Genomic DNA, 19066 nt, shown 5'->3' on the forward strand with positions numbered 1-19066 from the left:
TGAAGGAGAGTATGATGTGCTGACGATTTGATCTCGATGCCGACCTACCCGAGATCAGGGAACTGATACTTCTTGCCGGAAGCAGCGATATCCACACAGACGAGGTTTTCGCGACAAACAAGGCACAGGTGGTGAAGCTCTCAGACACGGACAGGCAACCGGACGAGATGGCATGGGGCATCCCGTTCTACTGGAAATCGGGCGTAAATATCAACGCAGAGGCCGAAACGGTTTTTGAAAAGCGGATATTCAAGGACGATGTGATGCTGAACCGCATTGCGATCCCGACGACGGGCTTCTATGAGTGGGGAAACCGACCCCGAATCACGCAAGAAGGAACGCTATCACTCCAGGGAAAATGGCATCCCGCTCACATGGTTGGCCGGGATTTTCAAACAGACGGAAAAAGATGGTGACCGCTTTACGATCCTGACAACCGATGCCAATGACAGCAGGTCGCCATTCCTCGGCCGATGTACTGCATGAAAGCGAAGTGGATGACTGGTTACAGGGGGCATACTTGAAGAATTTCCTGATGCGGGTTCCGTTTGAGCTGGAGAATGAGAATGTTGATGAGCAATTCAAGAAATAATACCTTGATAAACAAGCCTGAGAATGAACCACCACGAATAAGCAGAAAAAGTAGAATTCAATTCATCGTCACTCAATAAACCATGCGCGATGTTATTTCGCATATTTGGTCCAAGAGTATCACCAAAAAGACATTTGAGATTAAAAAGGATATCAGGCGAAAAAACTCGTTCGATGCTGGGATCATCCAGCATTGCACTTAATCCCTTTTCCATGGTTATACCGTTTTCGTATGTTCTGGTATCCACCCTGTTCACCTTTAGAAAAAGCCGCACCGCGTTTTCGAGTTGAGGGATGAGAATGGAAGAAGCGCCAATAAAATCTGAGTAGTATCCTGCCGTTAGTCCTCTTGCGAACGCATGAAGCCGGTCCCTGGGTATAAACCTTGAATGCATGACAAGATTCCGGAAATCGTGTTCCGAGAGCTGATGTTCCAAAAACAGGACTTCGAGCGCAGGCATGATATGTGCTAATACGATTGAATGCAGGTGGTTCTCGTAATGCATCAACCTCTTTGCATGGATGGCCTTGAGACTGCGTTCGGATGTAGGATTCTGAGAATCATAAGGGGGTACTATTCCTAATGTATTTCTCGTAGGTCCTATTCTTCTTGTGCCGAATAATATTTCCGCTGTACTCATCAATGACACAATGGCTGCATCTTCAAATTCGGCGGCCTTGGGAATGGGGTATGACAGAAAATAAAGGATTGCTTCCTGTAATGTTTTCCCTGAAATTTGTCTGACGGTATGCGCATAGACTTCAGAAATGTCCATGCCCGGAACACTGATCTCAGCCAGGTCATCGAAAATTGAATCTTCAGCTTCAGTATAGCGTCTCCGTATCATTTCATAAGCAGCATTCAGCCCAAATCGTGGGCGATCAGCTTTGGGGATTTCGCCCAAGCATGACAATGCTTCACTTAGAATCCCAGTCGTAGCTGAAGTGCTATTTGTCCTATCGACTACTTTGTCAGCCAGTTTCACAATGCAGTTGAACTGCTCGGCTTTACATTTGACTTCTTCTTCCGTATTTTTTAATTTTTTAAACCATACGGCAGCATTCCGAAAAAAATCTGATGAAAGATTCAAACCTACCTCATCCTCACTTTGCATCCGTCCCAGTTCGCGCAGTTTCTGTGCCACTTCAAAGTATCGTGAAATACGTGAACCAGTTTCAATTTCCGGGGGATATTGAAGCATTAATGCATTAATCCATAATGGCAAGCCCATGACATCGCCAGTGCTCTTGTTGAGTGCCGATAAAAGCTCAAGACGCGCTAGGCGATTCGCCTCATCCAACTTCAACCGTGCTGACAGGTAAAGGACATGCTCGTAAAAAGAGAGGTACTGCTTTTCAAGAGTTTCGCTGTTTAGCGGAATAGCGAGATAACAAGCCACTGCTTGCCGGGCAAATTCAACGACTTCACTAAAAATTCTTCCCCGCAGTGCATAACCATTCCAAAGGAAGTCATAGGTAACTGCTTTAAGAAATGGCTCAGTGAATTGAGTGACAACAGATTCCAGAAATGCCAGGTCAGCATCAGGAATCTCTTCATAAGGCACGTATATTTTTCTGAGCTGCTTTTTCTGCAGAGTATTTCGGTACTTGTTGGGGTGCATGAGTACCTGGGCCATCAGCCAGAATATTTTTGCCTGTTCTGGATGATTGTCTGCAGCCAACTTCTCACTGTGAACCAGGAATACGATTGAGGAATCACTGAAATAACGGGTTCGCTCACGAAAAAGCGTCTCTATTTCATCACATGAAAAGTGATCGGGTGTCACAGGTAAAGTTATGTCCAATGCAAGCATAGTGATCCATGTTGTCGAATTGGAAACAATTGTACAAGACAATCACAACTTTAATCTGAAACAGCAACTTGTGCTAACAAAAAACCATGCTCAGATGTTTTCAAGCTTCTAAAGGAAAAAACTGTGAGCCAATACAGCTATAACATGGCAAACATCGGAAACGCGTCTTCAGGTCATCACATGCAATACACAAGTTGGACAGGTGTTGTTAAAAGGCAGAATGTGGGCATCCCTGTTTGTGTCGGTATTGGTCCCACCCAAAAGCATGAGAAAAGTACGGTACAACAGCCGGATCTCCTGTCTGGCCAGAACAGCTATGCGCGCATGAAGGACGGCCTTGATCCTGTGCCGGCGAACGTGAACCAGTGGGACAGTGCCGGGTATAACTGGGGAGACGGGTAAGTAATTGCGTTCATACGGTAAAATCTTCTCATTGGAATTCAGGGAAACACCATGAGTGAGGATGCTTCGAATATCGTGAAACTGGCACTGAATGTGACAGAATTGGCGAACAAAGCCTCATCCGGCATCGGGTGGCTTTTTGACTTCTTCATGGGCAAGGAAAAGGCACAAAGAGATGCTCATGCTGTTCTAACCATGGCACAGGCCCAGAGGGACGCTGAGAGTATCCTTGCCGGGGAGTCCTTCCTGGTCGTAAATGAAGACGGAAGCCAGACCATCATTGAAAACCCTGCCAGAAATCTCTTGTCAGCCAAGGTGACGCAGGAAATCGAAAACCTTCTGTTGTGTCTGAAATCAGCTTTTCAGGAGATGCAGGGGAAACAAATAGATACCAAACTCGGATCAGTTTCAGAAACCTTTCTGTCCCGTTGGCGACAAGAGGCACAATTTATTTCTGAGGAGTATGTGCAGGAATTCTGGGGCAAGTTATTGGCCGCGGAAGTTGAAACCCCAAAGAGTATTGGCCTTAGGTCACTGGATATTCTCAAGACAGTGGATGAAACCGAGGCAATCTTATTCGACAGGCTTACGAAACATGTTGTCAATGGCGATTTTGTGGCGATGGCAGAAGGTCAGATTGATCCTGTGCAAGGAATCAGCCAAGCCGACCTGAAATTGCTGGAAGATGCTCAGTTGATTTCACACACCGTGGATATCACATCCGATTATCAGCGCAACAGCCTGGACAGCAGTCAGTTGTATCGTACGAGCATGGGTAATTATGGCATGGGCTTTGTAGGGCCGAGAGGGGGGTTGAGTTTTACGGTGTCCGTCTGACGAAGGCAGGCAGGGATCTGTATCGGCTGGTTGCGAATATTTCCGAGCAGGATGTACGCAGTTATCTTGAGTGGTGGACAGTAGTTGCCAGAATTGAAGAGGTGCACCTTTTTAAGGTTGATGAAGACGGTAACTTCAAAATTCTAGACAAAATTAAGAACCCGCGCTTCTGAACTCTATAGCGACAATCAGCTTTTCTGCGGGTACCTTAAGCAGGCAATGCTTTACCGGCTTGATGGTACCTTTCTTTTCCATCATTTCGAAAAAACGGCTCAGGCGGGAAAGGTCGCACTCAACGGTCTTGATGGCCTCTTCCTGCACATACCACCATTCATGCACGATGGCCTGGATATGCTTGTCACCAGTTTAGTGGGGGTGATGGCTTTGTATCCCTCGCATGAAGTCGCCTTATTGAGGCCAATACCGTTTCCTTGAAAAGGGTCTGGGTGTGTTCTGATGCCGTCTTTCCATTCTGCCGAGTTGAGGAATGCTTGCTGAGGATGTCAGTCAGGTTTTTCTTCCACATAAAAATCTCCTGGAACGCAAAAAAATGGCGGGGTCAGGCTCCCTTCTTAAATACGCCAGATTCATGTCCCGGCGCCTTTCTTGCCAATGCAGGGACATGCCTGTTCCTTGCGGATACAGGTTTCTCTCCGGTGTTCTGGAAAGACACGGAAATCACGGAATCCATCCGCCGCGCGTCCAGCCCTCTCGGGCCGGTCAGGGCAGCGCGGGTGCCCTGGAATATTAGTGCCGGACCGAAGCCCGTGTGCGGTCATGGGATCTTTCGTCCTAAATGACGAGATACCCCCATGGGAGAAGCCATCTCCAGCACTGTCTGATGCGAAATGTGGTGATCTCATTCAAGGAAGGGCATAGAAAAAATGATCAGGGTACGATTGGATACTTGATGCAGGGATGAGATGCTGATGAATACTATCTCGACGCCCACCTCGGGGTTTATAGAGTTTCTAAAGCAGAAGTTTTTTATATAGAGGAAAAAATCAGAGAAAAAAAGTGGTGGCTTGCGCAAACGCGCTAAAAAAACTGGTCCGGAAAACGAACGCGAACAAATTGTCGTTGTTCCTTTGTTCTTGAAAAAAGAACAAAGGCAGGTTTTGGAAAGAAAACGCTGTGTGCCTAATCGAGGGCTGGTTCCATTGTATCAAGCAGTCACAGGAGGCACGAGTGAGTCGTCATGACTTTTGGGCAGGATTTGAAATGAGAGTGGTGATGGGGCAGGCCTTGGCGTTGACTTGAATCGTCTTTCTCCTACTAGGCCAGATTCACTGGTTAACTGTGAGGCAGGTAAATTTATTAACGGAAAGGCCGTAACAGGTAGCAGACGAGCTGCGAAATGCTATCACTGGGCATAATGCTGCGTCTAACGATGTTAGTTGCCCTGCCTTAGCACGGACAATTTACGCAGTATCTCCATGGCTTTGACTGAGTATCGGTCTCGGAATTTTTGCGTCTCGGCATAATATAGAAAACAACACTTTTTTTCATGAAATAATATGTACAATCAAATCTGGACTACTCCAATTTAGGAAACATTCCATCAGCAGCTATTTTTATCTATTTCTTGAGAAAAACAGACATCATAAGATCGCCTTTTTCCTGCAACACCTTTATCCAGGCAAGGTGTGCATTAATGAGTTTTTCGCTCTTGCGCTCATAGTTTTTGCGATCAAGATTATTGGCAGCAGTCCACCCCCCTGAAAGAGACAGAATTATTCCGACACCAAAACATGCCATAAAAACAGACTGTAGTTTGTTTGTAAGTACGCCTTTTTTCATACAGCTTGCTTTCTGGCGGAATTATTTCATGTTGTACGTATATTAACCGAGAAAATAAAGATAACCCGGCAAGAACTTCTAGCTATCCTTATAAGCTTTAAGAGCTTCTGTATTTATGATAGCCGCCTCTACCTGTTCTGCAAGCCTTGACATAGTGACGCTGAATGTCTCTGGATCGATAGTAAGGGGCTGGGCATGTTCATGGATTGTCAGGCCCGCAAAAAAATGCAGTTGCTGCTTGATGAGATACAACTCCTGTCTCAGGTTCTCAACGGCATCGAAAAATGAGGTGTCCGGTTGTGTCATGGCGTCTCCGCAGGGCTCTTCCTGATTCCCACCCACTTTAAGGGCGGGCAGGACCGTACGGGTTGACAGACCGGGCGTTGACCGGCGCACTCGAAAGTGCCCCGCACGGCCTGCCCATTGGACGGCCGTGTAGAAACGGAAAAACCGCCTGAAGCGGCTTCCGCCAACGCACGGGCTGTCAAACCCGATCCCTGCATGACAGGGACAATTACAGGATAGGGTGTCGGCTGTTTTCGGTCAAGGTGTTGGAGAATAAAAAAGGCCTATAAGGGATATGGGCCTGGGAGTTCATTACTGCTCGGAATTATTCATTGTTCTTTTTCCCTTTTTTCACCAAATCGATGGCGCATGCTTCCATGGCTTCGAGGATATTCGAAACGCAATTAACGATTAGTCATAGAGAAGTATTTGATTGTATTGAAAAATCATGTTAAAAAACATTAGACTATTCTTTACTATTCGCAACCATGCAAGATTCCACCTTCTTCATCCCGCCACATTTATCTTGCCTTTCAAAATCTACTCATACCATTTTGTCATCTGATGGACAGCCAATCGAGATTTGGGAGCTTACTGCTCCGCAAACAGCAGAGCTTCTAAATGTTTGGGCTACGCACTTTCGACAACACTACTGCCCAGATTCAGAGATAGACATCCTTCGAGAAGGAACGGGGCTTTCGCGTGCTGACTATCTTACTCAGATAGTATTTCCTGACAAAAGCATTGCCCCCGGACCGGGAGTTCGTTCTGGTGATTTCGCTGAATTACTAATAGCGGATTATGTGCAGTTTGTGCTGAATTACTGGGTGCCAAGAGGCAAGTATGCAGACAAAGCCAACAGGGATGAATCTGTAAAAGGTGTTGATATTTTAGGATTTAGGATTCTAAAAGAATCGTACTCACCAGAAGATACATTGTTAGCTTTTGAGGTGAAAGCACAAGCATCTGGAGGAAAGTATAGCGGTTGTCTTCAGGCCGCTATTGATGACTCTTCGAAGGATTACTTGAGACGGGCAATCACACTAAATGCAATAAAACGACGATTGTTGCATGCCAATAAAAATCGGGAGGCTCTCACTGTTCAAAGATTTCAAAATCAATCGGACCATCCCTATGTTTATAAGTCTGGGGCTGCGGCTCTTTTATCTGACGAAGCATATGACGAACAAGCTATACAGAGCGGTACAACAACAAACGGACATCAAAACGCACAAAATTTACACATATTAGTTGTCCGAGGAACTGAGTTGATGAAGCTTGTTCATGCTTTATACGAAAGTGCCGCTAATGAAGCGTGAGTCTAACAGCCATCGTTTGTTTGGAATTACCAGATCAAAAGGAAAGATGTATGAATTTGGTTTGCCAGAAGAATTACATCTTTCAGTTCCAGAAAATACCGAACCACAAGAACTGTTTTTATTAACCATAGGAACGCTGGGCGATGCAGCTGCTGCTATTAGTAATGCCCATAATGCGGAAATGCTATTACCTGCCGATACTATTGAGGAACTTAGTTTTTCAGCAAGTTTTTTTGATGCCTTTATTCAATCAGGTTTCTCTGCAAACATAGAACGTGAAATGAAGGTGCTAGCTGCATCTTCATATTATCTTGCAGGCCGTCCAGGGAGTAGCCTTGTCCTTGCAAGACAAATTGAAAATCAACCAGAAGATATCCCTACCGGTAAATTATTGCATTGGGTATTAAGGGGGCGCTGGGAAAGTTACCCAAATGATCCACATCCTTTCTTCGAAGATAAGCTGGGTAATGTAGCCAGATTACTCGCATTTCATTTTTATGATGGCTCAAATCTTCCTCAATTGGCCTCAGCGCTTGATCTACTTAGACAACAAGCATATCAAGGTGCAACTTCACGTGATTTACTTTTTGTCGATGTTATCGTGGCTATCGTTCGCTTACGAATTTCCTCATCGGCTTGGACAACTCTACCTAAATTTACTGCCATTACTGCAGACAAGTGGGCCAATGCTATCCGTAGGCCAGAATTTCCAAAAGAGCTATGGCCATCTCAGATTCTCTTGGGTAAAGCAGGCTTGTTTTCCGGCGAATCCGGAATTATACAAATGCCAACCAGCGCAGGAAAAACACGTTCCATAGAAATAATACTTCGAAGCAGTTTTCTCGCTGAGCGTACTAAATTGGCAGTAGTTGTCGCTCCTTTTAGAGCACTATGCCATGAAATTGGCACATCGTTACGCCAAGCTTTTAGAGAAGATAACATTAAAGTTAATGAATTTTCGGATGCTTTGCAGCTTGATTTCCTAGAGCAAATCGCAGAGCTATTTGGCTCTGAAGTTCCTTCCACGCAATACATATTAGTATTGACTCCAGAAAAACTTCTGTACGTTTTGCGGCAAACACCATCTATTTTAACGTCTATTGGATTGGTGATTTACGATGAAGGGCATCAATTTGATACGGGAAGTCGAGGAATCACATATGAATTACTTCTTACAGAAATTAAAAATATTCTCCCTCTTGAATCACAAACCATATTAATTTCTGCTGTCATACAAAATGCACAATCAATAGCTAACTGGCTAATTGGACAAAACGCAAAAGTAGTTAATGGCACAGGATTGTTGCCGACCTCACGAGCTGTAGCGTTCGCGAGCTGGATCGAAAGACTTGGTCAACTTATGTTTTTTGAGTCAAACGAATACAGTCAGTACGATTATTTTGTGCCTCGTGTCATAGAAAGGCACTTACTTAATCGTCGTGAAAGAGAAAAAAACGAGCGTTATTTTCCTGAAAACAAAAATTCCAATGATATAGCGTTATATCTTGGAATTCGTTTGGCCTCTCAAGGGGCTGTTGCTGTTTTCTGCGGCCGTAGAGATACTGCATCGAATATGGCAGTTCGCGCTGTTGAAGTATATGAACGTGGATTTACTCTTTCTTGCCCAGCGACTTCCGCAAATCATGAAGAAATAACACGATTGAATAAACTTGTAGCGGCTCATTTTGGAGAGCAATCCAGTTTGAATAAAGCGGCTCTCCTTGGAATTTTTGTTCATCACCGCACCACTCCACATGGATTACGCCTAGCTATTGAGTTTGCTATGCAAAGTGGGAAAATCAATTTTGTTGTATGTACTTCAACATTGGCGCAAGGCATCAATTTACCCATCAGGTACCTTATTGTTACAAGCCTTCATCAGGGCGGAGAAAGAATAAGGGTTCGAGATTTTCAAAATTTAGTTGGCCGTGCTGGGCGCTCTGGGATGCACACAGAAGGTCTGGTAATTTTTTCTGACCCCGAAATATTTGACGAGCGTAACAAAAGACAAACATCTTGGAAATTTCGTTCGTCGGTAGAGCTGCTTTCACCTGAACGCTCCGAAGATACAACAAGCTCACTTTTAGGAGTGTTATCTCCTATTAAAAATGATGATGGTAAAGCTGAAATAACGCTTGATCCAGAATCCCTTTCCAGATTGTTATTGTCTGATGAGAATGTTTGGGAAATCTGGGCTGATCATATTGTTAAAGCAAATCCAAAGTATAAAATTACCCCCCAATTTTTGCTGAGAGAGCTGAAATGGAGGCGAAGTTTGATTTTTGCTATTGAAAGTTATTTAATGGCAAATCGAGGTTCCAGCTCATTTGATGAGTTCAGAACATCTGCTGAAAATCTTGCCCTATCAACTCTTGCATACCACTTGGCTTCCGATCAAGTAAAACAAGCCATAACAACCCTTTTTACTACTATTGCAGAGCACATACATCAAGAAGAGCCTTCTTCAGAGAAACAATCGATTTATTCAAAAACACTATTGGGAATCAAGAGTGCTAAAGAGATAGAAGAATGGGTAAGCAATAAACGCGAATTATTACTAACTTTGGAATCAAATCAGCAATGGCTAGAGAATGTATGGAATTTATTTAAGACACAGTTAGAAAATAATTTTTTCCATTCTGTAGAACCAAACCTTCTCGCCGCTCAGGTTGCTGCAATGTGGATTTCAGGAGAATCATATCAATCCATATTTAAATATGTTAAAGCAAAAAAGGGGAGTAAGCAGTGGGGAAAAAGCCAACGCCGCGCGTTGACAGAAGAAGACATTATGAATTTTTGCGAGGGTATACTTGGATTTGAATGCTCCTTGATTCTTGCTGCTATATCTCAATTCCTTTCGGAGGAAAATGAGTTCAATCCACGCCTTAATTCGTCTTTATCAATTTTTCAAAAATCACTCAAATATGGATTGCCAGATATATTATCTATATCTTGTTATGAATTAGGATTTGCTGATCGAGTGATTTCTCAAGAATTATCTCTAGGCGTGCAAACGGATGGTTTCATTGGCAATTCATTCTCGGAAGCACTTAATTCCCACATGGATAAAACAAAAAACATTCTTAACAATTACCCAAGTTATTTTGAGTCTGTCCTATCAACTTTAGTATAAATCTCTCTGCTCTTATTCTTCTCCTTCAATATAAATTGAAAGACGATGGTAATTTCATTACAGATTGTTCTCTACAATTTGAACATATTATTTTTCCGTTTTATACAGGAAAGACTTTAATAACTAAGGTTAAAAAAGTATAACGACAATTTTGGAATTTATCATATACAGAAATACCTCTATATTGCACAAGCAGAAATATTAAAACACGTAACATGAAAACGATACGCATTTTTCTCTCCTCGCCCGGTGATTGTAAAGATGAAAGAACCTCTGTTCACGAACTTGCCAAAGAGTTGAACCAAAATCCAGTTTTTGGCAATTTTATACAACTTGAGGTCATTGCCTGGGACTGGAATTATGGAATTCCACTTGAAGCGCACTACTCACCACAAACATCCGTAAACGCTTTTCTGCCTGTTCCAGAATCTTGTGAAATTTTTGTAGGAATTTTTCGCTATAGGTTTGGCTCCCCTCTCCCAAAAACAGAATACCGAAAACCAGATGGCTCTCCCTTTCTTTCCGGCAGCGAATATGAATTTCATCGTGCATGGAATGCACGTCGCCGTGGAACTTTTTATCCTTATTTGCTTGTCTACCGACTGAATGATGCTGATACTGCTGAATATCCTGATGCTCAGCAGTATCAGCATTTACAGCATTTTTTTTCAAATTCTCCCTTTAAGGAAAATGAATCATGGACAGGTTCCTATAATAGATTTGCAAATACAGCTGAATTTAAAGAGCAATTACGCCAACATCTACAACACATTATTCGTCAATGGCGCCCCGGTTCTCGTCTTCCTTTAGACGAATGGATGAAAAGGCAGGCACTTCGTTTAACCAGCGATGCCGGCCCACGCTATACAGCTGATGCTCATGTAAAAACAGAAATTGACACTGTGTTTGATTGGTTGCTATCTCGTCAAGATGCTATTCATGAGTTTGATCGAGCTTTAGCTGGCGTCTGGAAGAAAATCCCTGATGAAAAAACTTTTAGTAAATTCCGGTCAAAAATGACTGCTATTGCGACAAATCTGCGTGGTGACCCTTATTGGGAAAAATCTTTAGATTTAGATTTTATAGCTAATACACTTGAAGAATTGGAAATCTTTACATGGGCATACCTAAAGGAAATTGATGACGCAAGCAACGGAAAAAAGAAAACCCATACCGAAAATTACGAATACTATCGCCTAGAACAGCTGGCTTTTGATAGTCGAAAAACATATACGCTTATCAAAGAATTTGCTCCTTTTTATCAGAAGCGGATTTTGCTGCTGACGGGACCAGCAGGGCAAGGGAAAACTCATACCCTTCTTCATGAAATTCATCGCATACTTGAAGATGGAGGCATTGCCGTTGGTATTTTGGGACATACATTATCAAATACGGGAGATTTATGGCCTGCGATACTTCAAAGGTTAGATTATCAGGGTACGCTGACAGAATTCTTGGATGATTTAGAAAACACTGCAGCCAGCAAAGGGAAACGAGCTCTACTGGTTTTTGACGCACTGAATGAAACACCGAATAGAAGTCGCTGGAAAAGCCAGTTATCTGGCATGATTAGCGAAATTCTTGTACGACCACATCTCGTTTTAGCAATGAGTGTTCGTTCAGATTATCTTTCCATAGTATTACCAGCACATAATGGTACCCCCAATTGGGCCGAACTACAGCATTCTGGTTTTTCCAATATTGGGGTAGATGCTTTGCTAGCATACTGCGCCTATTATGATGTTAAAGCACCAGTTGCTCCGCCAATCGGTGAGCTAGGAAATCCTCTTTATGTCCAGCTCTTGGTTAAAAGCTTGCAAGGTAAAAAAGACACTACGCACTGGCTCCCATCCTGGCTGGATGTATGGGAAGCTTGGATTGCACGCTTAGAAGATGATGCTGTTGAAAAACTGGAACGAAATGACCCATCTCGTCCAACTCCTATTCGCCGAACGCTAAACAGATTAACTCAAACAATGCTGGATACGGGACGTTTCGCTCTTTCTCGAAATCAAGCAGATCAAATTGCCAAAAAAATCTCAGGACTTGATGGTGTCATAGGCTACTTGTGTTCGGCCGGTGCGTTGATAGATCGGATCGATGATGCAGACGAGGAAATCATTGAGTTTGGATTTGAACGCTTATCAGATACTTTCCTCATAGACCGCTTAATTCGGCATCTTTTTGAGAAACTTTCATCTCCTAACGAAAAACGATTGGCTCTTTTAAAAGCACTCTCAACAGACGGCGTTCTTTATCCTCTTGCTGCAAACGAATATATTGACCACCCTCTCGCATATCATCGCCAGGGACTGCTGGCGGCCTTATGTCTGGCAGCGCCACAACAAATAGGGACAGAAATGCCTATCCTTATTCCGATAGAACCCTTGAATCCTCTTAGCGACAAAAGAGTGGATTGGGAGTTACGCGATGCATTTATAGATAGCATACGATGGCGAAACAGGCCGGAAGAATTTGGTCTTCCAACCAATGAACTTTGGGAACTATGGCAAAAAACTCATACCCTGCACCAAGAGGCAGAGCTTGATGAGCTGATTCGCCTTGCTCTTATTCCTGCTCATCCATTTGCAATGGAAAATCTGCTTCATCCTTGGCTCTTAGAAATGCCCAGCATGGCTGAACGAGATGCCGCTTGGAGTATTCATCTTACTCCACTTTGGTTTGATGAATCATCGACTCTCAAAATTTTTGTTATCTGGGCATCCAAAGCAATATTAGACGGAGTCAATGCTGATGTGGCTTTGCCTGCGGCTCGCTTATTAACCTGGACAACAGCAACATCACAGCGAGGTCTTCGTCTTCATGCTATGCGAGGTTTAACAAGACTTTTGGCAGCCTGCCCACAAATTCTTGAAAAATTTTTACCCGATTTTCTGAGCGTTGATGATGCCTATGTGCTTGAGAGCGTCCTTCTTGCCGTAAAAGGAATCGTTGGCGGCGGGAACGCGCCTAACGAAGCCTATCATGCTGCTCGCTTGGTTTATGAAAGTCAATTTCAGGAGGGCAATGCCCGCTGGTGTCATCTCACGATCAGGCACTATGCACGGCAAATCGTAAAAATAGCCCATGAACAATACGGATTTACAAAAGCAGATCTAAATCTGCTGAGTCCCCCCTACCAAAGCAGCCTCTCACTGGAAGAACTTCCCGATAAAAACAGTTTGATGGAGAAAAATCAATCGAATGGATTTCGCAGTATTATTCGCTCTTGCTTCATGGGTGATTTCTATTGGTATGTCATGGGAGCGACATCAGGTGGAAAAAACTTCTCTTCAACTCCATTAGTGAATTCAAATGAGCCCTCACGTTTTTATAACGAGGGTGATGACATAGGTAGAGTAAAACGGCTGGATATTTTTGATATTCCATTAGCCGCGCGTTATGTCGTATGGAATTGTCTCCAGCTTGGCTGGACCGCCGAGCGTTTTGACGAATTTGATAAAGGTCCGTATGTCAGCAATCATGGACGTATTTCAGAGGAAGGCCGCACAGAGCGTATAGGAAAAAAATATCAATGGATCAGTTGGCAGACAATGCTGGGATTCTTAGCTGATAATTATGAAATGACTCCCAAATATGGCAATGAAACAAAACCATATGATAACCCTCACCAAATTTACTATATTGAAACACATGATCCATCACGATGGCTATATACGATTACGCGTCAAGCTATACCTCACAGATCAGATCAGTTTTCTAAAATTTGCAGTTTATCTCCATGGCCTCTTCCTGACGAAAAAGATATTAAAAGATGGATTGAGTCGCCAAGTCATGATCTACGCCCCTCTGACATTGTGCACACAATTCCCACCCTTCCTGAAGAGTGGGGAGAAGGCCCATGGTTACGAGTAGCAGTAGACAGTATATGGAAAAGTGAATTCGCGCCAGGGCAATGGGAAAAAGGATATGAATATCTTGCAGATATTTGGTGGCAAATCTGGCCTGTCCTCATCAGATCTGACGATATGGGTCGACTACTGAAGCAACTTGATCGTAAACCTGTACAAGAAAAATTGGCAGGCTTGGGTAGACTGGATCCAGATCAGGACTGGAATGCATCTATTATTGACTGGCCGAATCTTAAAGGAGATTTTGATAGAAGCTTCGGTAAAGATCGCTATGCAGATGGATGGCTCCCAATTCCATGGATGCCATTAGTTGGTTCATGCGGTCATCCAGACAAACGTGATGAACATCGCCCTACCTTACTTCCCTGGCCGCGGCTTTTCCGAGAATGGGGATTAACCATGGATTTGCACAGAGGAATTATTCTCCATGAAAATGACATTGTTTTTGGCTTAACCAGTTGGATTTTTGATGAAGAAAACACTCTGTTTGCACGGACAGACAAACTCAACTCGCTATTAAATACTTCTGGATACTCCTTAATCTGGCATCTGCGAGGAGAACGGCGAGCTTTTTTAGACATTGGAAATCCACATAAATCCAATCGAGCCTGGGCAGATTATCATGGCATCTCATCTCTTGGTAGAGATGGCATGATGAACGTGCTTTGGCTAGAAAAAAAAGTACTTTGATTAAAAATTTCTTCAAGTATTTTTTGAATCTGAAAGGTTTTTTATTGCTCAAACTTAATTTCAAAAAATTTACCAAGCAAAAATTTATCATTCAAAAATTTTTCTCATTCTTTAGCTTATCCAGATAATCGGACCAACGCTGCATCATTTTACGACGCTCCGGCAAGTGCGCAGTCCGGTTATAGGCACGACCATTAGGATCTCTAACAGCATGAGCAAGTTGATGCTCTATCAAATCAACACGCTCACCCAAAACTTCATCAAGAATCGTTCTTGCCATGGCACGAAAACCATGAGCACTCATTCTGTCTTTCTCAATCCCCATTCTTCTGAAAGCGGCATTGATTGCGTTATCACTCATTGGCCGTCCGTTCGTACGAGCTCCAGGGAATACATATCTGCTACGCCCTGTTAGAGCATGCAATTCAATCAGGATTTTAACCGCCTGCCGAGATAGTGGAACAATGTGCTGGGTGTTTGTTTTCGTAACAGTAAAACGCCACTCAGCGGTATCGAGATCAATATCTTCCCACTGTGCGGTTCTCAGCTCTCCTGGGCGCACAAAAACCAATGGGGCTAACTTAAGTGCGCAAGACACCGTAAATGTCCCTTCATAGCCATCAATCATGCAAAGCAATGCGGCAACATCTTTCGGCTCGGTGAGTGCCGCAAAATGCGTTGGCTTCACTGGTGGCAGAGCATCTTTTAACGCAGCTGTAGGATCCGTTATCGCACGACCAGTGGCAATTGCATACCGCTGTACCTGCCCGCAAATACTTCTGACCCGATGCGCTGTTTCCAGAGCACCCCTATTCTCAATCCGACGAAAAATACTCAGATAATCCGGGGCAGTCAAATCTGCAACCGGTTTATCACCTATCCAGGGAAAAACATCCGCCTGTAAACGACTAATCACCCGTGTCGCATGAGCATCAACCCAGTTTGTCTTTTGCCTTGAAAACCATTCTCGCGCAATAACTTCAAAACTGTTGCCAGCCCGTTCCTGCTTCGCCGCTTTCTGCGCTTTTTTGTTTTCACTAGGATCAACGCCCTCTGAAAGCAATTCGCGAGCATCATCACGTTTTTCGCGTGCTTTTTGAAGTGAGACTTCAGGGTATACACCCAAAGCCAACAGTTTTTGTTTACCATCGAAACGGTATGCTAAGCGCCAATATTTTGATCCATCGGGATTGATCTGAAGATACATTCCTTTGCCATCAGAAATTTTTCGGACCTTCTCTCCAGGCTTTGCGCTGCGATATACAACATCTCTGTTTTCGATTTTTACCATTGTTGGTACCAGACAATCCCATCCATTCACATACCCACAAAAATACCAACAATAATTCTGAATGTCAACAAACGTCACCGAACGAATAAAAACAAAAAACCCGCATAAACACTATGTTTTATACGGGTTTTTGTACTTTACCGGATGTCTCCGGATGTTGTTCTGGTGGAGGCGGCGGGTTTCGAACCCGCGTCCAGAAGCACTCTACAGACAGTTCTACATACTTAGTGCAGTCATTTGATTTAATCCTTTCGACGCGGACGCACACGCTGCGATCGGATGAGTTACCTTAAGTTTAACCCCAAGCCAAGTAACCCGACTTAAGGCGGTTTCCTGTATATGACCCTGCTGCTCCGAAAAGCCCACCCCAGGAACAAGATGGTGCAGGGAAAGCCGGTATTAAGCGGCTAATGCGTAACTATTATCGTTAGCAGTTATTTTTTTCTGGATAGATTTACGAGGTAACCAGTACTCGATATGCCCTGTTCTGCTTTGCAACCCCTGTCGAATCCAAGTCGCCCCCGGTGTTCTTTGCAGAATGTTCATTATACCACTGAACCCTTTTTTTCTCTTGCGACAGTCGTGTTTTCCTGCTGTTTGCCAGTCTCAGGCAATCGAGATAAGCTAGAGGCCTCACCGGCATAAAGCAGACTGATCGCCATGACATTTCTCTCGCAGATATCCTTTTTCAGACGGCTGCATGCACTGGATACAGCCATGAAAAACGGGAAAATCGATACCAGCTTGAGAGGATAACCCCTATGGATGAAAAAACGGCAATCAGGACCATCAACTGGCTTCGCAGGCTGGATGAAAAAAATGAAATGGAAATGGAAGATCTTCTGGCGCTTGTTAAAAAGCCTTCTCCGCTTCTGGCGAAACCCCTCAGGAACCTTTCCCGCGATGCCGACTGGCAAGGGCTTAATGACCGGCTCATTATTCCTTTCGTCGCCTGGGCAGATGTTGTCTGCGCCTATTGCGAAAACGGGCTGTCGGCTATCATCGCCATGGCAAGAAAAAGAGACCATCTGTCGCATCTGGCACTGGCCGTTCTGGAAACGCTGAATAACCAGGAAAGCGCCGAGGTATTGGCCGATCTGCTTGAAGACACGGCCACCACAACCTATCAGGCCGAATATCTGAAGAAGCTCACCTCGACATTTAACCTGGTTGTCTCATTCGGCAAGACCATCCGCCTGGATGAAAAAGACTGCAAAAGAAGCAATCAGGCGCTTTCCACTATTCTGACCGCCGCCACATCATCAGGCAATACGACTTTGCAGGCTTGCTGTCTGTATGCTTTTCGGGGCACGGGAGATAAGAAGGTCATTGATCTGCTGAAAAAACAGCCCGACCTGCCCGAACCATGGGGCAAGACGAAAAAGGATGTGATACGGCATATTCAGAAACGCATCAAAAGCCAAAATAACGCCTGATGACAAACCGGTTTTACTTGTCGATACCACCCAGCAGCAAATACTTGACCTCGGAAAATTCGTCAATGCCATAGCGACCGCCTTCCCTGCCGTTGCCGCTTTCTTTCATACCCCCAAAAGGCGCCTCGCTGATGCCAAGCGTTGTGTCATTGATACCGACCATGCCATATTCCAGCGCTTCGCCCACCCGCCAGACACGGCCAATATCACGGCTGTACACATAGCCGGCCAGTCCGTAGTTTGTATCATTGGCCAGCGCTATCGCTTCCTCTTCCGTTTTGAAAGGCATGACAGGCGCAATCGGACCGAATATTTCATCGGTAAAGACCCGCATATCGGTGGTGACATTGGTCAGGACGGTCGGCTCGAAAAAGGTGCCCCCTAGGCTATGCGGTTTGCCGCCGCACAGCACCTTTGCGCCTTTGGCCGTGGCATCTGCCATCAGGATCTTCATATGTTCAAGTGCATCCTGCCTGATCAGCGGGCCCAGGGTCACGCCACTGTCCAGCCCGTTACCTACTCTCATCGCCTGTGCCAGCCGAGTAAATTCCTCCACAAAAGCGTCATGAATGCCTTCCTGCACAAAAATACGGTTGGCACAGATGCAGGTCTGCCCTGCATTGCGGAATTTGCAAATCAGCGCACCTTTCGCAGCCCGTCCGATATCTGCATCATCAAATACGATGAAAGGCGCATTGCCGCCCAACTCCAGAGACACTTTTTTGAGGGTATCGGCACATTCACGCATCAGCATCTTGCCGACAGCGGTAGAGCCGGTAAAGCTGAGCGCACGTACAGTGGGATTTTGGGTAAATTCTGCCCCTATCTCTTGGGCATTGCCGGTGATCACGCTGAACACGCCCTTGGGCATACCGGCTTTTTCCGCCAGTACCGCCAGCGCTATTGCCGAAAAAGGCGTCTCGGGTGACGGCTTGATCACGATCGGACAGCCGGCAGCAAGGGCTGGCGATACCTTCCGGGTGATCATCGAATTGGGGAAATTCCAGGGAGTGATTGCCACCGCAACCCCTATCGGCTGGCGGATGGTGATGGTACGCCTGCCTTTCATGCCGGTGGGGATCGTTTCTCCATATGCCCGTCTGCCCTCTTCCGCATTCCAGCGGATATAGCTTGCGCCTACTGCGATTTCCCCTTTGGATTCGGCCAGCGGCTTGCCCTGCTCCAACGTGAGTATGCGTGCAAGCTCATCCTCATTTTTCAGGATCAGGTCTGCCCAGCGATTCAGGATATTTGCACGCTCAACAGAAGGCATACTACGCCAGCCAGCCCATGCGGCATTGGCCGCCTCAATCGCCTGTGCCGCTTCTTTCCTGCCGCAGTCCGGCACCTGCCCCAACACCTCTCCTGTAGCAGGATTGGTGATCGTTACCGTTTTTGGTGTGGTAATCCATTTCCCACCAATATAGCAGGCTTCGCGAAGCAGTTCCTTATTGAGTAAAGACATGGCTTTCCTCCCTTCAATGTGATGTTTCAGCTTATCCTAATCCAGCGCCAGCCGGAATGCAAACGGCATCCTGTTCTGGTTTGATCGGTCTTCATACCCAGGGAAAAATCAATGGCCCGGCGCATATTCCC

The 19066-nt window shown here is 44.9% G+C and carries 14 protein-coding genes and 1 other RNA gene; 8 read left to right on the plus strand and 7 right to left on the minus strand.

All coding sequences use genetic code 11. The features are described 5' to 3' along the window. The first annotated feature begins 89 nt into the window (after window positions 1-89). Entirely contained in the window at window positions 90-416 is a 327-nt protein-coding gene (locus NB640_RS01460) for an SOS response-associated peptidase family protein (RefSeq protein ID WP_332880248.1), read from the plus strand. Between the two features lie 23 nt (window positions 417-439). Then, window positions 440-592, plus strand: a complete 153-nt coding sequence (locus NB640_RS01465; protein ID WP_269309373.1) for a hypothetical protein — start codon at window positions 440-442, stop codon at window positions 590-592. Here the strand turns inward: NB640_RS01465 and NB640_RS01470 are convergent. Continuing rightward, complete coding sequence (locus tag NB640_RS01470; protein WP_269309374.1) at window positions 582-2405, minus strand: DUF4209 domain-containing protein; 1824 nt, start codon at window positions 2403-2405, stop codon at window positions 582-584. The genes NB640_RS01465 and NB640_RS01470 overlap by 11 nt on opposite strands. A 180-nt stretch (window positions 2406-2585) precedes the next feature. On the opposite strand from NB640_RS01470, the gene NB640_RS01475 reads away from it, so the two are divergent. Both NB640_RS01475 and NB640_RS01480 read left to right on the plus strand, forming a co-directional pair. Next, a complete protein-coding gene (locus NB640_RS01475; protein ID WP_269309375.1) occupies window positions 2586-2807 on the plus strand; it encodes a hypothetical protein in 222 nt (73 codons plus the stop codon). A gap of 51 nt (window positions 2808-2858) precedes the next feature. Beyond that, window positions 2859-3644, plus strand: coding sequence for a DUF2806 domain-containing protein (locus tag NB640_RS01480; protein ID WP_269309376.1), 786 nt, complete (start codon window positions 2859-2861; stop codon window positions 3642-3644). Between the two features lie 153 nt (window positions 3645-3797). Here NB640_RS01480 and NB640_RS01485 read toward each other — a convergent pair whose 3' ends face one another. The 3 genes from NB640_RS01485 to NB640_RS01495 form a co-directional block, all read right to left on the minus strand. Then, window positions 3798-3983, minus strand: a complete 186-nt coding sequence (locus NB640_RS01485; RefSeq protein ID WP_269309377.1) for a hypothetical protein — start codon at window positions 3981-3983, stop codon at window positions 3798-3800. Window positions 3984-5222: 1239 nt separating this feature from the next. Further along, window positions 5223-5444 (minus strand): hypothetical protein, encoded by a 222-nt coding sequence (locus NB640_RS01490; protein WP_269309378.1) that lies wholly within the window; start codon window positions 5442-5444, stop codon window positions 5223-5225. A 78-nt stretch (window positions 5445-5522) separates the two neighbouring features. Next, window positions 5523-5750, minus strand: coding sequence for a hypothetical protein (locus NB640_RS01495; RefSeq protein ID WP_269309379.1), 228 nt, complete (start codon window positions 5748-5750; stop codon window positions 5523-5525). A 467-nt stretch (window positions 5751-6217) separates the two neighbouring features. On the opposite strand from NB640_RS01495, the gene NB640_RS01500 reads away from it, so the two are divergent. From NB640_RS01500 to NB640_RS01510, 3 genes are all read left to right on the plus strand, one after another. Next, window positions 6218-7048, plus strand: coding sequence for a virulence associated protein (locus NB640_RS01500; protein WP_269309380.1), 831 nt, complete (start codon window positions 6218-6220; stop codon window positions 7046-7048). Beyond that, the gene (locus NB640_RS01505) at window positions 7014-10181 is read left to right on the plus strand and encodes a DEAD/DEAH box helicase (RefSeq protein ID WP_269309381.1); all 3168 of its coding nucleotides are present in this window, start codon (window positions 7014-7016) and stop codon (window positions 10179-10181) included. The genes NB640_RS01500 and NB640_RS01505 overlap by 35 nt, the downstream gene beginning before the upstream one ends. Window positions 10182-10396: 215 nt before the next feature. Beyond that, complete coding sequence (locus NB640_RS01510) at window positions 10397-14743, plus strand: ATP-binding protein (RefSeq protein ID WP_269309382.1); 4347 nt, start codon at window positions 10397-10399, stop codon at window positions 14741-14743. Window positions 14744-14834: 91 nt separating this feature from the next. Here NB640_RS01510 and NB640_RS01515 read toward each other — a convergent pair whose 3' ends face one another. Next, window positions 14835-16034 carry a tyrosine-type recombinase/integrase gene (locus NB640_RS01515; RefSeq protein ID WP_269309383.1) on the minus strand — a complete coding sequence of 400 codons (1200 nt, stop codon included), beginning with the start codon at window positions 16032-16034 and terminating at the stop codon, window positions 14835-14837. A gap of 163 nt (window positions 16035-16197) precedes the next feature. Next, window positions 16198-16557: a transfer-messenger RNA gene (ssrA, locus tag NB640_RS01520) on the minus strand. A 238-nt stretch (window positions 16558-16795) separates the two neighbouring features. Between ssrA and NB640_RS01525 the strand changes: the two genes are divergently transcribed. Beyond that, window positions 16796-17470 (plus strand): hypothetical protein, encoded by a 675-nt coding sequence (locus NB640_RS01525; protein ID WP_269309384.1) that lies wholly within the window; start codon window positions 16796-16798, stop codon window positions 17468-17470. 13 nt (window positions 17471-17483) lie between these two features. Here NB640_RS01525 and NB640_RS01530 read toward each other — a convergent pair whose 3' ends face one another. Further along, window positions 17484-18935, minus strand: coding sequence for an NAD-dependent succinate-semialdehyde dehydrogenase (locus NB640_RS01530; protein ID WP_269309385.1), 1452 nt, complete (start codon window positions 18933-18935; stop codon window positions 17484-17486). Between the last annotated feature and the right edge of the window lie 131 nt (window positions 18936-19066).

This window comes from Oxalobacter vibrioformis (genome assembly GCF_027118995.1).
GTDB lineage: Bacteria > Pseudomonadota > Gammaproteobacteria > Burkholderiales > Burkholderiaceae_D > Oxalobacter > Oxalobacter vibrioformis.

What these genes read in the sequence shown, in the direction of transcription:
- NB640_RS01465 (WP_269309373.1), top strand. Translation starts at nt 440, where the DNA reads ATGCCAATGACAGCAGGTCGCCATTCCTCGGCCGATGTACTGCATGAA.
- NB640_RS01470 (WP_269309374.1), bottom strand. Translation starts at nt 2,405, where the DNA reads ATGCTTGCATTGGACATAACTTTACCTGTGACACCCGATCACTTTTCA.
- NB640_RS01475 (WP_269309375.1), top strand. Translation starts at nt 2,586, where the DNA reads ATGCAATACACAAGTTGGACAGGTGTTGTTAAAAGGCAGAATGTGGGC.
- NB640_RS01480 (WP_269309376.1), top strand. Translation starts at nt 2,859, where the DNA reads ATGAGTGAGGATGCTTCGAATATCGTGAAACTGGCACTGAATGTGACA.
- NB640_RS01490 (WP_269309378.1), bottom strand. Translation starts at nt 5,444, where the DNA reads ATGAAAAAAGGCGTACTTACAAACAAACTACAGTCTGTTTTTATGGCA.
- NB640_RS01495 (WP_269309379.1), bottom strand. Translation starts at nt 5,750, where the DNA reads ATGACACAACCGGACACCTCATTTTTCGATGCCGTTGAGAACCTGAGA.
- NB640_RS01500 (WP_269309380.1), top strand. Translation starts at nt 6,218, where the DNA reads ATGCAAGATTCCACCTTCTTCATCCCGCCACATTTATCTTGCCTTTCA.
- NB640_RS01505 (WP_269309381.1), top strand. Translation starts at nt 7,014, where the DNA reads ATGCTTTATACGAAAGTGCCGCTAATGAAGCGTGAGTCTAACAGCCAT.
- NB640_RS01510 (WP_269309382.1), top strand. Translation starts at nt 10,397, where the DNA reads ATGAAAACGATACGCATTTTTCTCTCCTCGCCCGGTGATTGTAAAGAT.
- NB640_RS01515 (WP_269309383.1), bottom strand. Translation starts at nt 16,034, where the DNA reads ATGGTAAAAATCGAAAACAGAGATGTTGTATATCGCAGCGCAAAGCCT.
- NB640_RS01525 (WP_269309384.1), top strand. Translation starts at nt 16,796, where the DNA reads ATGGATGAAAAAACGGCAATCAGGACCATCAACTGGCTTCGCAGGCTG.
- NB640_RS01530 (WP_269309385.1), bottom strand. Translation starts at nt 18,935, where the DNA reads ATGTCTTTACTCAATAAGGAACTGCTTCGCGAAGCCTGCTATATTGGT.